The 18,440-nt window shown below is 64.7% G+C and carries 15 protein-coding genes; 8 read left to right on the top strand and 7 right to left on the bottom strand.

All coding sequences use genetic code 11. The features are described 5' to 3' along the window. Positions 1–2: 2 nt before the first annotated feature. On the bottom strand, positions 3–605 hold the full coding sequence (locus B0E46_RS16325; RefSeq protein ID WP_077556780.1) for a TetR/AcrR family transcriptional regulator: 603 nt from the start codon (positions 603–605) through the stop codon (positions 3–5). Between the two features lie 202 nt (positions 606–807). On the opposite strand from B0E46_RS16325, the gene B0E46_RS16320 reads away from it, so the two are divergent. The 5 genes from B0E46_RS16320 (at position 808) to B0E46_RS16300 (ending at position 4,723) form a co-directional block, all read left to right on the top strand. Next, a complete protein-coding gene (locus B0E46_RS16320) occupies positions 808–1,131 on the top strand; it encodes a YXWGXW repeat-containing protein (protein ID WP_077556779.1) in 324 nt (107 codons plus the stop codon). A 104-nt stretch (positions 1,132–1,235) separates the two neighbouring features. Next, on the top strand, positions 1,236–1,583 hold the full coding sequence (locus B0E46_RS16315; RefSeq protein WP_077556778.1) for a YXWGXW repeat-containing protein: 348 nt from the start codon (positions 1,236–1,238) through the stop codon (positions 1,581–1,583). 147 nt (positions 1,584–1,730) lie between these two features. Further along, on the top strand, positions 1,731–2,084 hold the full coding sequence (locus B0E46_RS16310) for a YXWGXW repeat-containing protein (protein WP_077556777.1): 354 nt from the start codon (positions 1,731–1,733) through the stop codon (positions 2,082–2,084). Positions 2,085–2,336: 252 nt separating this feature from the next. Beyond that, on the top strand, positions 2,337–3,440 hold the full coding sequence (locus B0E46_RS16305) for a Glu/Leu/Phe/Val dehydrogenase dimerization domain-containing protein (RefSeq protein WP_077556776.1): 1,104 nt from the start codon (positions 2,337–2,339) through the stop codon (positions 3,438–3,440). Positions 3,441–3,565: 125 nt separating this feature from the next. Further along, complete coding sequence (locus B0E46_RS16300; protein ID WP_077556775.1) at positions 3,566–4,723, top strand: isovaleryl-CoA dehydrogenase; 1,158 nt, start codon at positions 3,566–3,568, stop codon at positions 4,721–4,723. A gap of 5 nt (positions 4,724–4,728) precedes the next feature. On the opposite strand, the gene B0E46_RS16295 is transcribed toward B0E46_RS16300, so the two are convergent. The 6 genes from B0E46_RS16295 to B0E46_RS16270 all read right to left on the bottom strand — a co-directional run bounded on the left by B0E46_RS16295 (position 4,729) and on the right by B0E46_RS16270 (position 15,345). After that, entirely contained in the window at positions 4,729–6,600 is a 1,872-nt protein-coding gene (locus tag B0E46_RS16295) for a beta-galactosidase (protein ID WP_077556774.1), read from the bottom strand. A gap of 76 nt (positions 6,601–6,676) precedes the next feature. After that, positions 6,677–8,677 (bottom strand): enterotoxin, encoded by a 2,001-nt coding sequence (locus B0E46_RS16290; RefSeq protein WP_254425187.1) that lies wholly within the window; start codon positions 8,675–8,677, stop codon positions 6,677–6,679. 345 nt (positions 8,678–9,022) lie between these two features. Next, entirely contained in the window at positions 9,023–11,980 is a 2,958-nt protein-coding gene (locus tag B0E46_RS16285; RefSeq protein ID WP_254425186.1) for a TonB-dependent receptor, read from the bottom strand. Positions 11,981–12,299: 319 nt separating this feature from the next. Next, positions 12,300–13,229: a 1-phosphofructokinase family hexose kinase gene (locus B0E46_RS16280; RefSeq protein ID WP_077556772.1), complete on the bottom strand. Its 930-nt coding sequence runs from the start codon at positions 13,227–13,229 to the stop codon at positions 12,300–12,302. After that, positions 13,226–14,149: a carbohydrate kinase family protein gene (locus B0E46_RS16275; RefSeq protein WP_077556771.1), complete on the bottom strand. Its 924-nt coding sequence runs from the start codon at positions 14,147–14,149 to the stop codon at positions 13,226–13,228. The genes B0E46_RS16280 and B0E46_RS16275 overlap by 4 nt, the downstream gene beginning before the upstream one ends. After that, a complete protein-coding gene (locus B0E46_RS16270) occupies positions 14,146–15,345 on the bottom strand; it encodes a tagatose-6-phosphate ketose isomerase (protein ID WP_254425185.1) in 1,200 nt (399 codons plus the stop codon). The genes B0E46_RS16275 and B0E46_RS16270 overlap by 4 nt, the downstream gene beginning before the upstream one ends. Before the next feature lie 57 nt (positions 15,346–15,402). On the opposite strand from B0E46_RS16270, the gene B0E46_RS16265 reads away from it, so the two are divergent. The 3 genes from B0E46_RS16265 to agaR all read left to right on the top strand — a co-directional run bounded on the left by B0E46_RS16265 (position 15,403) and on the right by agaR (position 18,433). Continuing rightward, complete coding sequence (locus B0E46_RS16265) at positions 15,403–16,320, top strand: fructose-bisphosphate aldolase (protein ID WP_077556770.1); 918 nt, start codon at positions 15,403–15,405, stop codon at positions 16,318–16,320. A 108-nt stretch (positions 16,321–16,428) separates the two neighbouring features. Further along, positions 16,429–17,676 carry an amidohydrolase family protein gene (locus tag B0E46_RS16260; RefSeq protein WP_077556769.1) on the top strand — a complete coding sequence of 416 codons (1,248 nt, stop codon included), beginning with the start codon at positions 16,429–16,431 and terminating at the stop codon, positions 17,674–17,676. After that, positions 17,636–18,433 (top strand): transcriptional repressor AgaR, encoded by a 798-nt coding sequence (agaR, locus tag B0E46_RS16255; RefSeq protein WP_077556768.1) that lies wholly within the window; start codon positions 17,636–17,638, stop codon positions 18,431–18,433. Before B0E46_RS16260 ends, agaR begins: the two co-directional genes overlap by 41 nt. Positions 18,434–18,440 lie beyond the last annotated feature (7 nt).

The following is an 18,440-nucleotide window of genomic DNA, read 5'->3' as shown; positions in this document are numbered from 1 at the left end:
CCTCAGACTTGCCAGCTGCGCCAGAGCCGCTCGAAGGCCTGCGCGGCGCGCTGGCGGGCCTCGTCGAACCCGAACAACCCGGCATCGTGCTGCAGGCCGAGCATCAGGGCGTTGATCTCGAACGCGAGCTGGGTGGTGTCGGTATCCGGCCGCAGATGGCCTGCCGCCATGGCCTGCGCGATCGCTTTGCGCAGTTCACCGCGCCAACCCGCCGCTTGCTGGACCACTTTATCGTGCAGCGCACCATTTCGTCCATCGTATTCGCTGGTGGCGGACGACAGCACGCAGCCGCTCTGGTGTTCGCACGTCCACGCAAACCAGTTGGCGACGATGCTGCGCAGGCGCGGCAGGCCGCGCGGCTGTTTCAACGCCGGCAGCAGCACCCTGGCCGCGAAACGCTGCGCTGCAGCATCCAGCACGGCCAATTGCAGCTCCTCGCGTGAACCGAAATGGGCGAACACGCCGCTTTTCGACATGCCCACGCCGGCCGCCAGCGTGCCGATCGACAAACCCTCGACGCCATCGTTGCGGGCCAGCGCATAGGCGTGACCGAGGATCAGGTCGCGGGTGGATGCTCGTTTGCCGGTAGCCGGGGTGGTGGTCATGGCGAATAAATAGCACGATCGTTCGTTCTTTTCAAGGGCACCGCCTTGCCGCCATGGGGCGGGCTCTCGGCCTCCTGCGCACCGACTTCCGCGCCGCTCCCGGCCGGAACCTGAACGGGCTCGCGGCAGACGGTCAACAGGCACCGCTCCACCTCGTTATCGTCACCACAGCCGCGCGAAGCGGTAACCACGGAGATCGACCATGAACAGCCTGCCCCTGAAATTGGCCCTGCTTGCCGGACTCGGCCTGACTTGTGCCGGCGCCCTGTACGCGCCGCCGGCCGCGGCACAGGTTTCGATCGGCGTCGGCATCGGCATCGCGCCGCCGGCACCGCGCTTCGAACGCGTGCCGCCGCCGCGCGTCGGTTACGTCTGGGCGCCGGGCTACTGGCGCTGGGACGGCCACCGCCACGTGTGGGCCGGCGGCTACTGGGTGCGTGCGCGTCCCGGCTATCACTACCGCCCGGCTTACTGGGTGCACGGCCGCGGCGGCTGGCGTTTCCACCAGGGCTACTGGGGCCGCTGAACGCGCAACAACCTGCGAATGATCGACGGCTGTCGCAGCAGCTTCCGCGCAAGCCACACTAACGACGCAACTTCCCATCAATCCGAATCTGGAACATACCTGCCATGTCCATTCGTCTCGTCGCTCTCGCCTCCCTTGTTGCCGTGACCGCGCTGGCCGCCGGCTGCGTGGTGGAACCGGCGCGCCCCGTGGTCTACGGGCCACGCCCTGCCCCAGCCTATGTGGAGGTAGTGGCGCCGCAGCCACCACCGCCGATGTTTGTCGAAAACGTGGTGGAACGACGCCCTGGCTTTATCTGGGCGCATGGCTACTGGCGCTGGGACGGCCGCCGTTATGTGGCCGAGCGTGGCCATTGGGAACCAGTGCGTCCCGGCTACCACTACGTGCACCCGCATTGGGAACAGCGCCGTGATGGCTGGCACTGGCGCGTCGGCGTCTGGGTTGCCGGCTGATACCCACGTTCGATCTGCAGGAAACGCCCCGTCTGACGGGGCGTTTCCATATTGGCCGTAATGATTTGCCGTGACGCCAGGATCGATTCCTGCGCGTTAGACTTTGCGGCACCGGCCTGATCATTCCTCGCACAGGAAACTGCATTCATGCTTTACCGCTTCGTAGCCCTTGCCTTGCTGGCTGGCGTCACTGCATGCGCCACCGGCTGCGCCGAGCAGCCCGCGCAGGGACAACCCGTCGTCCACCATCCCCTGCTGTACCGCACTTACGCGAACGACGTGGTGGCACCGCGGGCACCTCCACCGTTTGTGATCGAGGCGGTTCAACTGCGTCGCGGCTACGTCTGGATCCACAGCTTTTATCGGTGGGACGGTCATGACTTTGTCGCGGTTCCTGGCCACTGGGAACCTGAGAAGCCTGGCTATCGCTATGTGGATGCGCGCTGGGAACAGCATCGCGACGGCTGGCATTTCCGTCCGGGCAGATGGCTGGAGCTCTGAGCCGCCGCTCATTCGACCCCGTCATGCGCAGCTTTTCGCGGATGCGTGCTTTCCATACGCCGCCGACTTGCTGCGTCGCGACATCCGCTCGCGACACGACGTATTAAACTTGACGCTTTAGATTCATCGCCCCGGCTTCGGTCGGGGCGATCAGTTTTCGCTGTTTCCATATCCCGGCGGGTTCCCTGCATCCCCTCCGCCGCTCATCTGTAGATGCCCTCCGGCACCGTAAATCATGGAGTCACCGTTCCAATGATCTTTGAAACCATCGCCAAGACCGGTCACGAAGAAGTCGTGTTCTGCCACAACAAGGACGCCGGCCTGAAGGCCATCATCGCGATCCACAACACGGTGCTGGGCCCCGCGCTCGGCGGTTTGCGCATGTGGCCGTACAAGACCGAGCAGGAGGCGGTGAACGACGTGCTGCGGCTGTCGCGCGGCATGACCTTCAAGAACGCCGTGGCCGGCCTGAACCTGGGCGGCGGCAAGGCGGTGATCATCGGCGATCCGAGCAAGGACAAGTCCGAGGCGCTGTTCCGCGCGTTCGGCCGCTTCGTCAACTCGTTGAACGGCCGCTACATCACCGCCGAGGACGTCGGCATCGACGTCAACGACATGGAATACGTGTTCCGCGAAACCGAATACGTGACCGGCGTGCACCAGGTGCATGGCGGTTCGGGCGATCCGTCGCCGTTCACCGCCTACGGCACGCTGCAGGGCCTGATGGCCGCGTTGCAGTTCAAGCACGGCAACGAGGACGTGGGCAAGTACAGCTTCGCCGTGCAGGGTGCCGGCCACGTCGGCAGCGAGTTCATCAAGCTGCTGCGCGAACAGGGCGCCAAGGTGTTCGTCACCGACATCAACAAGGATGCGGTGCAGCGCTGCGTGGACGAGCTGGGTTGCGAGGCGGTGGGCCTGGACGAGATCTACGACGTCGACGCCGACGTGTACTCGCCGTGCGCGCTGGGCGGCACCGTCAACGCGCAGACGATCGACCGCATCAAGGCGAAGATCATCTGCGGCGCGGCGAACAACCAGCTGGCCACCGACGAGATCGGCGACGAGCTGCAGCGCCGCGGCGTGCTGTATGCGCCGGACTACGCGGTCAACGCCGGCGGCGTGATGAACGTGTCGCTGGAAATCGACGGCTACAACCGCGAGCGCGCGATGCGCATGATGCGCACGATCTACTACAACCTGGGCCGCATCTTCGAGATCAGCAAGACCCAGAACGTGCCGACCTACCTGGCCGCCGACCGCCTGGCCGAGGAGCGCATCAACGCGATCGGCAAGATCAAGCTGCCGCACATGGGCAACAACGGCACCCGCTTCCAGGGCCGCATGCGCGGTCAGTAAGCGAGTCGCGCTGTCACAGAGAAGCCGCCAGTTGCCTGGCGGCTTTTTTGTTGGCCGGCGGCATCTGCCGGCACGGCCTGTGCGCGTAGGCTAAAATCGTCACTCTGCACACCAAGGAGTTCGTGATGCGCCCGTTTCCGCTCGGAGAAGACATCGACCTGCTGCGCGATACCGTGCATGCGTTTGCGGAAAAGGAAATCGCCCCGCGCGCCACCCAGATCGACCACGACAACCTGTTTCCGTCCGACCTGTGGCGCAAGTTCGGCGAGATGGGCCTGCTCGGCATGACGATACCGACCGAGTACGGCGGCACCGGCATGGGCTTCCTCGCGCACATGGTGGCGATGGAGGAGATTTCGCGCGCCTCCGGTTCGGTCGGCCTGTCCTACGGCGCGCACTCCAACCTCGCCGTGCAGAACATCTTCCACAACGGCAACGAGGCGCAGCGGCGCAAGTACATCCCGAAGATGTGCACGGGCGAGTACATCGGCGCGCTGGCGATGAGCGAGCCCGGCGCCGGCTCCGACGTGGTCGGCTCGATGACCTGCAAGGCAGAAAGACATGGCGACGTGTGGGTCGCCAACGGCTCGAAGATGTGGATCACCAACGGCCCCGACGCCGACGTGCTGCTGGTCTACATGCGCACGGCGCCGCGCGTCGCCGGCAGCCGCTGCATGACGGCTTTCATCGTCGAGAAGGGCATGAAGGGTTTCTCGACCGCACAGAAGCTGGACAAGCTCGGCATGCGCGGATCCAACACCTGCGAGCTGGTGTTCGAGGATTGCGAGATCCCGCACGAGAACATCGTCGGCGAGGTCAACGAAGGCGTGCGCGTGCTGATGAGCGGCCTCGATACCGAGCGGCTGGTGCTGTCCGGCGGCCCGCTCGGGCTGATGCAGGCGGCGCTCGATCTGGCCCTGCCCTACGTGCGCGAGCGCAAGCAGTTCAACGCGCCGATCGGCACGTTCGGCGTGATGCAGGCGAAGATCGCCGACATGTATACCGCGCTGCAGAGCTCGCGCGGCTTCGCCTACATGGTGGCGCAGCAGTTCGACAATGGCGTGAAGTCGCGCATCGACCCGGCCGCATGCCTGCTGAATGCCTCGGTCAATGCGGTGCAGGTGGCGCTGGAGGCGATCCAGACGCTCGGCGGCAACGGCTACATCAACGAGTTCCCGGCCGGCCGCCTGCTGCGCGACGCCAAGCTGTACGAGATCGGCGCCGGCACCAATGAAATCCGCCGCATGCTGATTGGCCGCGAGCTGTTCCACGGCAAGGCCTGACGCGGTCAGGCATGCAAGGTCGTCGCGCCATGAATCGGCGCGGCGACGGTCTGGTGCAGGTCGAGAATCAGCAGCTCGTTGTGGCCATGGCGGAACCATGCGGCGGGGCAGTACAGCCGTTGCTGCGGGCCGAGGTTCCAGTAGCGGCCAAGCAGCTGGCCGTTGACCCACAGATAGCCCTTGGCCCAGCCCGACATGTCGATGTAGCTGTCGCCGAGCCGGTCGAGTCGCAGGGTCGCCTTGAAGAAGATGCCCGCGCGCGACGGTGCAGTGATCACCGGCTTCAGTCGCCGGATATAACCGTCGTCCAGCGGCAGGCTGTAGGCGTCCCAGTCTTCGAGCTCGTCATGGTCGAGACGGATGCTGCCGACGATGCCCTTGCGATCCGCCATCGCCTGGCCGTAACCGACGTGACCGAAACTGTCGACGAGGATGTCGAGCTGCGAAGCCTCGCCATCGACGATGGCCGGCAGCTCGACGCGGTTGCCCGCGCGCAGCCTGGCGTGCTGCACGCGCGAAACGCAATCGACGTAGTGCCCATCGCGGAACACCGTGGCGTAATCGCGCACGCTGTCGAGCGTCAGCGCGGCCGCTGCCGCGTGGATCTTCCTGCGATACAGCACCAGGCCGTGATCCTGCGCGAACAGCAGCTCGTTCGCCTGCGGTTTTTTCACGGCCCTGGGTGCCGGCAGGTTGTCCCATAGCGAGGCATGCGCCACCGGTGCGATCGCCGCGAAGCGGATCGCGGGCGGTGCCGCCGGCACCTCGGGCAGCGGTTGCGTTGCATGCGCGGCAAGCAGCGCGCGGAACGCGTGATAGTCGGGCGTGGCTTCGCCGCGTTCGTTGATCGGCGCACCGTAGTCGTAGCTGGTGATCACCGGCTCGAAGTGCGAATAGTCGCCCGTCGCGTTGGCGCCGGCGCTGAAGCCGAAATTGCTGCCGCCGTGCACGACATACAGATTGAACGAACGTCCCTGTTGCAGCAGCTCGCGCAACGTCGCCGCGTAATCGCCGCGCTGAAAGTCCGGGTCGCCCCAGTGCGTGAGCCAGCCCGGATAGCCTTCGCCCACCCACACCGGCGCCTCGCCGGCGATCGCCTGCGCCGCGGCGAAATCGGCATCTCCGTCGAGCCCGAGCGCGGCACCGGGCAAATACGTCTTCTGCGCCTGGAGCTGCCCGAGGTCATCGGAAATCGTGAACGGGCCGCGGATACCGTGCCCCTCCCACAGCGCCTGCAACTGTTTGAGGTAATCCAGATCATGGCCGAACGAGGCGTACTCGTTCTCCACCTGCAGCATCAGTACGGGGCCGCCGTTGTACGCCATCAGCGGGCGGATCAGCGGCGCGATCGTGTCGATGTAGCGCCGCACGGCGGCCATGTAGTCGGGATCGTCCTTGCGGCGCACGCGGATATCCGGTTTGCGCAGCAGGTAAGGCGGCAGGCCGCCGTAATCCCACTCGCCGCAGATATACGGGCCGGGCCGCAGGTAGACCCACATGCCTTCGCGCTGGCACAGGCGGATGAACTGGACGAAGTCCCGGTTGCCCGTATGCAGGTCGAACTCCCCAGGCTCGCGCTCCAGGTGGTTCCACATCAGGTAGATCGAAATCGTGTTGAGGCCCATCGCCTTCGCCATGCGGATGCGATGCAGCCAGTACTCGGCAGGCATGCGCGCCGGATGCATCTCGCCGCTGCGGATCTGCAGCGGCTTGCCGTCCAGCATGAAGCCGTGCGCCTTCAGCTCGAGTCGGTGCGCGCGACCATCCGGGAACTGCTCCACCGGCATGCCGGATGACAACGGCACGGCATGCCCGCGCGTGCTCAGCGCAGCCAGCGGTGCCAGTGCCGTCAGGCGCAGAAAATCCCGTCGCAGCATGAGGCTACTCTCGTCGATCAAACAACAAGCTCGCGGCAGGCGGAAGTCGCCCCGCCTGCCGCGAGCTCCAGTGCACTCAGAAACCGGATTTCGCCGGTGTCAGTTCCAGCGTCAGCACCTCGAACGGCGCCAGCGTGATCGTCTGCGGATGGTCCGCATCCAGCGCCAGCACAGGCTTGCCGGCATCGGCCTGCCATGGGCTGTGCGCGCTGAACCGGCGTGCCGCATCGGCCGGCAACTCCAGCTGACGCTGCAGGTCGATCACCGCCAGCTGCGGCTTCGCATCCGGATTGCGCAGCGTGATGATCGCCTTGGCCGGCGACCATGCGGCCCAGCCGTACACATTCAGCCGCCCCGGATCGCCACCGATCCAGTGCGTATCGCGCAGCACGTCGGCATTCGCGCGCGACCATTTCGCCGCCTCGGCCAGCGTGTCCCAGTCCTGCGTGCTCAGCAGCGACGGCGTGATGTACAGCTCCTGCAGCTCGGTGCCGGTGCCGAAGTACGAGTGCACCTCGTTGGCGAAATCGTGACCCGGGTCGGTATCGAGCTTGTGGTTTTCCTTCGCATAGATGATGCCGTGGAGCATCAGCGAATTGATCGGGAACAGCGGTCCCTTGATCACGATGTTCTGGTAGGTCTGCTGATCGCGATAGGTGATCCAGCGTTCGCGCGTGCTGCCGACGCCGGTTTCGCTGTCGTCCCAGCCGTCGCGCCAGATGGTATCGGCGTAGCGCAGCCAGAACGGCGACGGATAGGTGCCGGTGGTGAGGTTGATGAAGGTGCCCGGCTTGTCCTTGCGGATGTCCTCGATCAGCTGGATCGCCGCGGCGAAGTCGCTGTCGAAGCGGCTGCCGGGAAATACACTGCTGACATTGCCGGTGCCGTCGAACTTGAACTGGTTGATGCCGTTCTTGTTGACCAGATCCATCACCGCATCGTGGAAGCGCTGGTAGTACTTCGGACCGGACAGCTCGAAGCCGCCCTCGTTGATCTCGTAACCTGCCGCCTTGCCGTTCTGCAGGCGCTCCTGCTGCGGCTTGCTGTAGCCGCCCCACGGCGACAGCCACACACCCGGTGCCGCGCCGTACTTGGCAGCCGCCTCGCGCAGCGGTACGAAACCGCGCGGAAAATCCTTGCTGAAGTTCCAGCTTCCGCTGCGATCGTCCCAGCCGTCATCGAACAGGAACGAATCGAGCTTTACGCCACGCTTGACGCTCAGCTCTTCGCCGAAAGTGTTGATGCGATCGAGCGCCTGCGCCTCGGTGTACGGCGTGAAGTAGCCGATGTCGTACCACGAGTTGTAGTGCAGGAAGGTGCGATACGGATGGGCCCGTTCGCGCTCGATGTAGCCGGCGAAATCGCGCCGCATCTGGCCGTCGCGCACCACGCCGATCACCGCCGAGTAAGCGATCGTCTTGCCCTGCTCCAGCGACAACTGCCGCGCCAGGGTCAGCTTGACGTCGTCATGGCGCACTTCGCTGTCCGACAACGGATGCTCGAAGCCGAGGTAGACGTCGCCGGCCGTTACCGGCGAGCCCTGCACGTCGCCGATGACTTCGGCATCCGCGACCTGCGTTTCCAGCAGCGACACCTTGGCAATCTTCTCGCCCTGCTTCAGCGCGGTGATCGACACCAGCTCGCGCAGGTAAGGCGAGCCATCGCGCTGCACCAGCTGCCAATCCACCCGGAAACGGCCATCGGCGTCGCCGAAACTGGCCTGGATCGACGTGCCGGGCAGACGTTCGGCCAGGCGCGAGGCGTTCGCGCTCACCGGCAGCGCCTGCGCGTGCGGCGCGACCAGAAGGCGCATGTCGGCGGCACGGAGGAGCTTGCCATCGGCCATGACCAGCGCAAACGGCGCCAGCACCTTGAGCGACTGCTGATGCACGCGGTCTACGATGACCATGTCGGTCAGATGCTGCTGATCGACCTTCCAGCTCGCCTCGATCGCGGCATTGCCGAAACGGTCGGCGCCCGACAGCTCGGCAAAGGCCGGCGCACCGGGGTGGAGTACGAGCTCTCCGGTGGCTACGTTGCCGCCGGCACGCGCGGCACTCATGATCATCAGGGCCATGGGCAGGCAGAAAACCAGGCGTGGAATACGCGCAGACCGGTGCTCCGAAATGGCGTTTGCGGCTGTGCCGTTGACAACTGATGGACTGGAACGAAAGTGAAACATGGTTACCTCTTCATTTGATTGGCTCGACTGTCGGCGCATGCGATGTCGACATGCCACAGTGGAACAAAATGAGCGCTGATACGGCATGGCGAGCAAGGACATCACTGGCCCGCATAAAGTCTTCGGGCCATGCGCAGCTCGAAGCGTCTCGAATCCCTGTCGACAGGCGATGTTCCTAGGAATCCCATTCGCGGCATTTCAACCGCGAATGAGCCCAAGTGACTTGCAAGCCACGATGCATTACTGGAACGTGTAACGCACTACCAGTTGCGTGGTGCGCGGGGCCTGCCATGTCGCCGCCCCGTAGGAAGGATTGAGCAGCCACGGACTGCCATTGCTTGGCACGCTGCCTTGGTCGTAGATCTGGTTGGAGTCGATGCGCCCCATGCGGTTGGTGACGTTCTTCACCTGCAGGTCCACGCTCAAGTGGTTCGCCTTGTTGATGGCCCAGTCGTAACCCACGCCGAGATTCCACTGCCAGAAGAACGGCAGCCTTCCCGCATTGCCTTGCGGCGCTGGCAGGCCATTGCAGTAGTGGCTCCCTGCTCCGTACTGCGAGGCCGGATTGTCGACATCAGGATAAGTGCCGATACAGCTCAGCGGTTCGCCTGTGTGCATGACCAGCGTGCTTCCAACGCGCAGGCCGGAACTGAAGTAGTACACACCGTTGATGTTGAGTGCATTGCGGATATCGCCGGCAAGGTCGCCGTGGTCATATTCCATCAGCCCCGGAAAGTCCCAATAAGTCTGCTCACCCGGGCCACTGGCAGTACGCTCGCCAAGATTCAGCAGGCCGTCGTCGTTGCCGTAGAGATGCGCCCAGGTATAACTGACGTCGACAAAGTAAGGCTCTTCCGCCGTGCGTTGGTGGGCGAGCTCCAGCGTCAGGTGCGCGTACCTGCGCGCCGGCGGAGGTCCGAACACGCTGCCTGGAATGGTCAATTGCTCCAGCTTGCCGTCGCCGTTGTAGTCGCGGGTGAATACCTGTGCGATGCCGGGGTTGAATTCCGGACAGCCGCTGGCATCCACGTAATTCGGGTAGCCGTGCGTCTGCGCCCAGTCGGTGATGCCCTGGTCGTAACAGACATCGTCGATGATGCGCTTGAGCTGGCTGAACCCTGCTTCGGCCAGGGACGACCAGTTCGGACCCAGGCTCTTCTGCAGGTACACCTGGAACTCATACTGGTATGGCGCCTTGATGTTCGAGGTGGCGACGTTGTAATACGTGGGCGCCTGGCCGTTGACCAGGGTCTCCTGCGGCCCGATCTGACTGAGGCCGGTGGGTGCCTTGGTCGTCGGATCCATGCCGGTGTAGGTGTAGTACCGATACCACGTATACGCCGCACCGGCGGCGCCGTTGTTGACGCTGGACGGAATGGCCAGGGCGTACTTGCCGAGATTGACACCCAGCTTGGTCGAACTGTCCCCGTTGACGTCCCACGCCAGACCCAGTCGAGGCGACAGGATCGGCATGCGCAGGAAATTCTGGCCATTGATGTTCTTGTTGATGAACGTGTCGAAACGCGCTCCCATGTAGGCCACCCAGCGATCGGCAACCTGCCAGTAGTCGTCAGCGTAGAGCGCCTTGTTGATCGTGCTGAACGCACCACCGTTGGCTATGTAGAACTGCTGCACGTACTGGCCATTTGCAGGCGCAGGCGAGCCGTTCCCCAACAACGTTCCCGGCCGGTCGTAATAAGTCCAATCGCCACCTTCCGTGGTTCCAGCGGTGTCGTTGATGTAGTGCTTGTAGTGCTCTGCGCCGATCGTGAGCTTGTGGTCGCCGATGTTCCAGCTGAAATCACCTTTGAAACCACGTTTGTAATACTGGAATGGATAGAGCTGGCTAGATGTATTGGAGATGCCGATGTTGCTGGAGATATTGGTGGCCGGATCCACTTCGGTCACGTAAGGCAGACCGGTGCCCGAACTCGAGGTGGGGCTCAAGGATGACTGACTGAGATACCCACCCATCACGCGCAGTGCCATGTCGTCGTTGATCTGCCAATGGTAGTTGCCGATCAGGAACTGGTTCTTGACGTTGGCTGCATTCCAGCCGTAGTAACTGCCTACCGAATGCGGGTCATAGTCGGTAACAAGCGTGTACTGGTTGGTGAAGCTGCTGTTCCAGTCTTTCTCTCCCACCACGTTCAACGATTGGTTGTCGGTGATGTTCCATGTCAGGTTGAGTAGTGCGTTCTTGTCGCGACTCGACGTGTCGTATTGGAAATTCTGCCCATTGCTTGCCGATGTGTTCGGCGGGGTATTGCCAAGCATTGCGAAGAAGAACAGCTTGTCTTTCACCAGTGCCCCCGAAGCCCACAGATACTGGGTGGCGCTGGCGCCATGGGTATTGGCGGAGTCGTAGAGATAGTAACTGCCGTCGGATGCGTACGAGTTGTGCTGACGCGGTTCGAGCAGCCGCGACGTGGGCGGCGTGTAATACAGCGAATAGCCTGCCTGAAAATTGTTCGAGCCCTGCCTCACGGTGGCCGACATGATGCCGCCGGTGGCATTCGTCCAACCGGTCGTGCTGTTGGCACTCAATGTCTGCACCGAACTCAGCGCTTCGGCCGGCAAGGTGGTTGCACCCATGCCTAGGTAATCGTAGGTGGTGTCGAATTCGTTGTAGTAGTAACGATTCTCTGCCGGGCTGGCACCGCCCATCTGGACCAGACCCGTGGTCTGGTCGTCATAGCGCACATTGGACTTCAGCAGTGCGATGCTCTCCATGCCGCGCCCAGTCGGCAGCTGGTTGACCAGGTTCATGCTGTAGTTGCTGGACAACTCCGGCGTGCTGACGTCAATCGGGATCACGTCGGTATCGCGCGCCACTCCGCTGACATGAATCTCGGAAAGTGTGGCCGCATTCGCAGTCGACGCGGTGGTGCCGGCTGCAGCGGCGATGGATGCCGTCGGCACGGCTGTCTGTACGTTCGGATTTACCGTAACCGTGTGCGTGCCAATGACCTGGTCGCCTTGCGATACGCTCACCGTGTACTTGCCAGGATTGAGGCCAGCCAGGCTGTAACGCCCATCGCTGTCCGGATGCAGCTCCCGGTGATAGCCGGTGTTCGCGTTGCTTACCTCGATCGTGACATTCTTGCCGCCGGACTCTTTGCCGTACAGCCCGCCGGTGATCGATTGCGCCATCGCGACATTGGCACCCAATGCGCTCAGTAGGGCTAAGGCGAGCACGGTTCGCCTGAAACCACCTGCCTTGCTTACCACTGTGCTTGCCTTGCCTCCCGCTTCTTCATGCACGACAACAGCCGACAACGTCGCGCTTTTGCCATCGACGGTAAAACAACCATTCTTTTCAGCACGCATTGAATTGCCCCTCACGTAGTTCGTTGTCGCCCCGCGCAGAAATCACCTCTCCCCTCTGCTGCAGGCGGTTGTGGTTGCCCGTGGAAACGCTTCCTGCCCACGAACTTGTTTGCACCTTCATCAAAATTTCAGCACAAGCGCTCCCGCCGGACCGGTTGGTGGTCCGGTTCGACTCCCTGCTTTTCAGTCACGCCAGGCGGCGCACCCGTACCTGGGAGAGCAACGCCTCTACCGCCCGCCGTTCGACGAAACCGGTTTCCTCACCTTGTGCGTTGGCGGCGCCGCATGCGACGCCCAGGCGCAAGGTTTCTTCCAGATTCATGCCCCGCGCCATGCCTGCCGTGATGCCGGCCAGCAGGCAGTCGCCCGAGCCCACCGTGTTGCGTACTTGTGCCAACTCGATCGCGGCGTGCCTCACGCCACTCGCATCGGCCGCCACCGCGCCCAGCGCGCCCATCGTCACCACCGGCATCGCGATGCCGCGCGCATGCAGTCCGCGCACCGCGTCCACCGCTGCGGCAAGATCGCCGATCGGACGTCCGAGCCATTCGGTGATCTCGTCGCGATTGGGTTTGACCAGAAAAGGTTGCGCCTGCACGGCGTGCCGCAGCAGCTCGCCGCCGGCATCGACCAGGCAACGCTTGCCGGCATCGCGCACGTGCGTGGCCAGTTCGGCATAGGTGGTCGGCGAGAAGCCGCGCGGCAGGCTGCCGGACAGCACGACCAGGTCGCTGTCGTCGACGCCACGACGGAACGCGCGCAGCAGGGCTTCCTGTTGCGTACTGTCCAGCAGCGGCCCCTGGCCGAGGATTTCGGTGATCTGGCCGCTCGCATCCTGCAGCGCGATGCAGGTGCGCAGGTTGTCGGCGACCTCGATGCCGTGGAACAGCACGCCGCGTTCGCACATCAGCCGGCCGATCATGTTGCGGTGCGCCGGGTCGACCAGGCCGACCAGCTGCACGCGCTCGCCCAGCGCGGCGATCGTCTGCGCCACGTGCAGGCCCTTGCCGCCGGGATACACCTGTTCGTCGAGTGCGCGGCTGACTTCGCCGGGGCGCAGCGTGTCCAGCCGGATCAGCCGGTCGATCGCGGTGTTGAAGCCGATGACGGTGATCACGGCGCGTTCGCCAGCAGGGCGTCCACTTCCGACGCGCTGGCCTGGCCGGCCGTACCGCCGGTGCGTCGCGTGGAAAGGCTGCCGCAGGCACTGCCCCAGCGCATGCAGTCGCGCAGCCTCTCGCCGCGCAGCCACGCATGCAGGAAACCGGCGTCGAACGAATCGCCGGCGCCGGTGCTGTCGACCGGGTCGACGGCGAATGCCGGCACTTCGAGCAACTGTCCCTGATCCAGGCTGGCGCAGCCGAGTTGCCCGCGCTTCACCACGGTCTGCGTGCGCCCGTTGCGCAGCGCATGCAAGCCATCGAGCACCCGCTCACGGCCCGTGATGGCCGTCAGTTCCACCTCGTTGGGCAGGAACAGGTCGACTTCCTCCAGTGTGTCGAGCAGGTCGGACGCCCACGTCTGCTGCGGATCGAAGCCTGGATCGAGCGAGGTGCTCAGGCCGGCGGCGTGCGCGCGCGCGAACAGCCGGCGGCAATCGGGCCGCAGCGCGCGTTGCAGGTAGTACGAGGAAACGTGCAGGTGATCGGCGCCGGCCAGCAGCGCGTCGCCCACTTCGTCCGCACGCAGCGCGGCGATCGCGCCGGGAAAGGTCACCAGGGCGCGGTCCTGCGGCGTCGACAGCGAGACGGTGACGCCGGTGCGCAAGGCCGCGTCAGGCTGCACGGCAGCGATGTCGATGCCGGCGGCACCCAGCGCATCGAGACAATAGGCGCCCCAGCTGTCGGCACCGAGCTTGCCGCGGAAGGCCACGGGATTGCCCAGCCGGGCCAGCCCCATCGCACAGATCATCGAGGAGCTGCCCGGCGTCATGCAGAAGTCGTCGGCCAGCACCTCGCGGCCCGGCGCGGGCAGCGCATGGCAATGCTTGAAGACCAGGTCGACGTTGATTTCGCCGACGACCAGGATGCGCTTCATGCTTCCCCCGAATGCATCGGAAAGTGCTCGACCACGCGCGTGAGCACGCCCTGCGACGGCGTGTCGGGCTTGCCGCCCAGCTCCAGGCAGCGGAAGAACGCAAGCAGCTGTCCGACGGCCACATCCGCCAGCAGCGGCAGTGCATCGTCCGTCGCGCCAAGCCCCGCCAGCTCCACCGCCACGTCGTGCGGACCGAGTACATCGGCCGGAATGTGTTCGCCCACCAGCACCCGGGTCAGGCCCAGCTGCTTGCGCGACAGTTCGCGCAGCAGATCGAGTTCGTATGCACGCACCGCCGGATCCGGCGACAGGAAGCCGACCACCAGGGTCTGCCCGTCGAGGCTGGACATCGGCCCATGGCGCAGGCCGAGATAGGTCTCCGCCATCGTGACCACCGCGCCGCCGCTCATTTCCAGCATCTTCAACGCGCACTCGTGGGCCGCGCCGAGCGCGCCGCCACTGCCGAGATAGACGACGTTGCTGAATTCGGCACGGGCAACCGCCGCTAGCGCATCGGCCTGCTCGTCGAAGACGCGCTGGACGCTGCGTGCCAGCCGGTTCGCCGCGGCGATGGCATCACGGCCTTCGTGCCGGACCAGACCCGCGCCGGCCAGCAGCAGATTGGTGAAGCTGCTGGTCATCACCAGGCTGCGGTCATTGGTGCGTTCGTCGAGCACCAGCACGGTGACCCGCGGATCGTGGCGATAACTGGTGGCGAGCTTGCCGTTGGCGTTGCAGGTGATGACCAGATGGCGATAGTCGGGCGCATCCGCCAGCAGCCGGTCCACCACGCCGCAGCTTTCCGGGCTGTCGCCCGAGCGCGCCAGCGAAATCAGCAAGCCGGCGCCGCGCGGGAGCACACTGCGCCAGTGCGTGAGCAAGGTGCCGGCCGCGATGGCCTGCGCCGGGATACCCAGGCCGAGCTGCAAAGTGGGTGCAAGGCATTCGCCGATGTACATCGAGCTGCCCGAACCGGTCAGCACGATATGGCTCGGTGGCGGAGTCAACCCGACCTGCAGCTGCTCCAGCCGTTGTGGGCTGCGCAGCAAGTCGGCCGTAGCCATCCACGTCGCCGGTTGCTGCAGAATCTCGCGCAGGGTGTCGGCGTAGCCGCGCTGCCGCTGTTCCGCCAGCGGCAGCGCCAACAGCTTTTGCAGCTCGGTCGAATCTTTCGTTTGCTTGCCTATGTTTGACATTTTGCCAAATTAAACCGAATGTGAAAGTATGTAGCTTCTGAACCGAGAGTATTCGAAATGAAACAAAACTTACAAGTGGTTTCGAACACTGGCAGCCAACTCTCCCGGCTCGCCCTGTCCCATGGCAAGCGCACCCGCCTGTGGCGGTTGTTGTACGGCCACGGACCGCGCAACGGTAGCTTGCTGGTGCTGCCGCTCGATCAGGGACTGGAGCATGGTCCCACCGATTTCTTTCCCCACCCACCGGCCGTCGACCCGGGCTACCAGTTCGAGCTCGCCGCGGCCGGGGGTTTTTCTGCCATCGCGCTGGGCATTGGCCTGGCCGAGAAGTACATGACCGAGTACTGCGGCCGCGTGCCGCTGATCCTCAAGCTCAATGGCAAGACCAATATCGCCAGCGACGCCGAGGCCACCTCGCCGCTGTTCGCCTCGGTCGAGGATGCGGTGCGCCTCGGTGCCGACGCGGTCGGCTACACCATGTACGTGGGTTCGCCGCGCCAGCACGACGAGTTCCGCCAGTTCGAGAAGGTGCGCCAGGATTGCGAGCGCTACGGCATGCCGCTGGTGATGTGGGCATACCCGCGCGGCAGTGCGGTCAACGCCAAGGGTGGCACCAATACCCTGTACGCGCAGGATTACGCGGCCCGCGTCGCGCTGGAGCTGGGTGCCGACATCGTCAAGCTGCACGAGCCGAACGACAGCGTGGCCAACGTGCCGGCGCCGTACGACAAGCTGCAGGAAGATGCCGGCGCCCGCTGCGCCCGCGTGGTGCGCTCGGCCGGCCGCACGATGGTGCTGTTCTCCGGCGGCGAGAAGAACGACGACGACGCGGCGGTGCTGCGCAAGGTCGAGTTCTACATGCAGTCCGGCGCCAACGGCGTGATGTTCGGCCGCAACATGTGGCTGCGTCCGTTCGACCAGGCGGTGGCGCTGACACGGCAGGTGCATGACATCATGGCGAAATATCCGCGCTGAAGCCGCATTTCGAAGAGCCACGCTTTTGCTCGTCATTCCGGCTTGCGCCGGGATGACGGCCCTGAAACCCATGGCAGAGCGCCAGAGGCCCGGAAGCAGGTGCCGCACATGACCCACCAAAAATCCTGCCTATGCTGTGCGCCCCCCAGCGGCGCCGGCACGGTTCGCGTCGAGAGCAGCAAGAATCCGCTGCAGACCCAGCCGGACGCCGGCAAGAGCGGACTGCGGCTGAAGGACTTCCGGCCGCGCAGCATGCTGCACGTGCCGAAGACGCACATCGAGCGTCCGCGTTTCCCGGTGATCGACGTGCATGCGCACCTGACCTGGTCGAGCAACGTGCGCAACGGCATCTCGGTGGGCGAAGAGGTCACCCTGTTTGCCCAGCCCGAGGACCTGCTGCCGGTGATGGACCGCAAGGGCGTGCGCACCCTGGTGAACCTCACCGGCGGTGTCGGTGCCGGCCTGGAAAAAAGCATCCGCAGCTTCGACCTGGTCGCGCCGGGGCGCTTCCTCACGCTGACCGAACCGTCTTACGAATACTTTCCCGAACCGAACTACGCGCAGCTGCAGGGCGACGCGATCGAGCACGCCAGGCGGGTCGGCGCCCGTGGTCTGAAGCTGCTGAAGACGCTGGGCCTGTACCTGCGCGAGCGGATCGACGAAGGTCCGCTGGTGGCGGTGGACGACCGCCGCTTCGATCCGATGTGGGAAGCCTGCGCCGCCAACAACATGCCGGTGTTCCTGCACGTGTCCGATCCAGAGGCGTTCTTCCTGCCCACCGACGAGACCAACGAGCGCTACGAGGAACTGGCCAACCACCCGGACTGGTCGTTCTACGGCCCGGAGTTTCCCGGCAACGCGGAGCTGCTCGCCGCGCGCGACCGCATGATCGCGCGCCACCCGAAGACCACCTTCGCGCTGCTGCACGTGGGCAACAACGCGGAGAACCTGGCTGCGGTCGCCGCCTGCCTGGACCGCTATCCGAATACCGTGATCGACATCAGCGCCCGCGTCGGCGAGCTGGGCCGCCAGCCGCGCATCGCGCAGCGCTTCTTCGACCGCTACCAGGACCGCATCCTGTTCGGCACCGACGCGGTGCCGTCGCCGTGGGGCGACGACGTGCCGCAGCAGCTGTTCGGCGACGAGCTGTACGAGATCTATTACCGTTTTCTGGAAACCGAGGACGAGTACTTCGACTACGCGCCGGCGCCGACGCCGCCACAGGGCCGCTGGTCGATCTATGGGCTGGGATTGTCGGACACGATTCTCCGCAAGATATACCATGACAACGCCGCCCGACTCCTGCATATCGACCATGACCCAAGCCCCCATCGTTTCGCGCCGACTGCTGGTTGAGGAACGCCGCCGCCTGATCGTCGAACTGGTGGAACAACAGGGCCGCGCCACGGTGGAGGAACTGGCGACGCGCTTCAACACCTCCACCGTGACGATCCGCGGCGACCTGGATGCGCTCGCGCGCAACTCGGCGATCGCCCGCTCGCACGGCGGTGCGCTGCCGGTCTCGGCGGCCACCAACGACACGCCGCTCAACATCAAGGAAACCCGCTGGCATGCGCAGAAGCTGCGCATCGGCCAGGCCGCGGCGAAGATGATCCAGGATGGCGAAACGATCATCCTCGACTCCGGCTCGACCACGGTGGAGATCGCCCGGCAGATCCGCCAGATGAAGTTCGAATCGCTGACCGTGATCACCAATGCGCTGAACATCGCGATGGAGCTGTCGGGGCTGCCGCAGATCCGCGTGATGATGCTGGGCGGCCTGCTGCGGCAGACCTCGTATTCGCTGGTCGGCCCGGATGCCGAGCAGGCGCTGGCGAAGCTTTCCGCCGACCGGCTGTTCCTCGGCGTCGACGGACTCGATCCGGAAGTGGGCGTGACCACGCCGGATCCGCTCGAAGCGGCGTTGAACGCGCTGATGATCCGCGTCTCGCGCCAGACCATCGCCGTGCTCGATGCCAGCAAGCTGGGCCAGCGCAGCCTGTCGGTGATCACGCCGGTGCAGAACCTGCACATGGTGATCAGCGACAGCAGCGCCCCCGCCGAGATGGTCGAATCCCTGCGTGCTGCAGGCGTGCAGGTACGGCTGGTGTAACTTCACG

Origin of the sequence: Rhodanobacter sp. B04 (genome assembly GCF_002001125.1) — a bacterium.
In the GTDB taxonomy this organism is placed as follows: Bacteria; Pseudomonadota; Gammaproteobacteria; order Xanthomonadales; family Rhodanobacteraceae; genus Rhodanobacter.
Note: the sequence above shows the minus strand (reverse complement) of the source record. Positions and strands in the feature narration are given on the sequence as shown.

Bases quoted from the DNA above. Each gene is read 5' to 3' on its own strand.
- B0E46_RS16260 (WP_077556769.1), top strand. From the start codon at position 16,429: ATGACCCACCAAAAATCCTGCCTATGCTGTGCGCCCCCCAGCGGCGCC.
- B0E46_RS16325 (WP_077556780.1), bottom strand. From the start codon at position 605: ATGACCACCACCCCGGCTACCGGCAAACGAGCATCCACCCGCGACCTG.
- B0E46_RS16290 (WP_254425187.1), bottom strand. From the start codon at position 8,677: ATGGCCCTGATGATCATGAGTGCCGCGCGTGCCGGCGGCAACGTAGCC.
- B0E46_RS16305 (WP_077556776.1), top strand. From the start codon at position 2,337: ATGATCTTTGAAACCATCGCCAAGACCGGTCACGAAGAAGTCGTGTTC.
- B0E46_RS16265 (WP_077556770.1), top strand. From the start codon at position 15,403: ATGAAACAAAACTTACAAGTGGTTTCGAACACTGGCAGCCAACTCTCC.
- B0E46_RS16300 (WP_077556775.1), top strand. From the start codon at position 3,566: ATGCGCCCGTTTCCGCTCGGAGAAGACATCGACCTGCTGCGCGATACC.
- B0E46_RS16295 (WP_077556774.1), bottom strand. From the start codon at position 6,600: ATGCTGCGACGGGATTTTCTGCGCCTGACGGCACTGGCACCGCTGGCT.
- agaR (WP_077556768.1), top strand. From the start codon at position 17,636: ATGACCCAAGCCCCCATCGTTTCGCGCCGACTGCTGGTTGAGGAACGC.
- B0E46_RS16310 (WP_077556777.1), top strand. From the start codon at position 1,731: ATGCTTTACCGCTTCGTAGCCCTTGCCTTGCTGGCTGGCGTCACTGCA.
- B0E46_RS16315 (WP_077556778.1), top strand. From the start codon at position 1,236: ATGTCCATTCGTCTCGTCGCTCTCGCCTCCCTTGTTGCCGTGACCGCG.
- B0E46_RS16270 (WP_254425185.1), bottom strand. From the start codon at position 15,345: ATGTCAAACATAGGCAAGCAAACGAAAGATTCGACCGAGCTGCAAAAG.
- B0E46_RS16275 (WP_077556771.1), bottom strand. From the start codon at position 14,149: ATGAAGCGCATCCTGGTCGTCGGCGAAATCAACGTCGACCTGGTCTTC.
- B0E46_RS16320 (WP_077556779.1), top strand. From the start codon at position 808: ATGAACAGCCTGCCCCTGAAATTGGCCCTGCTTGCCGGACTCGGCCTG.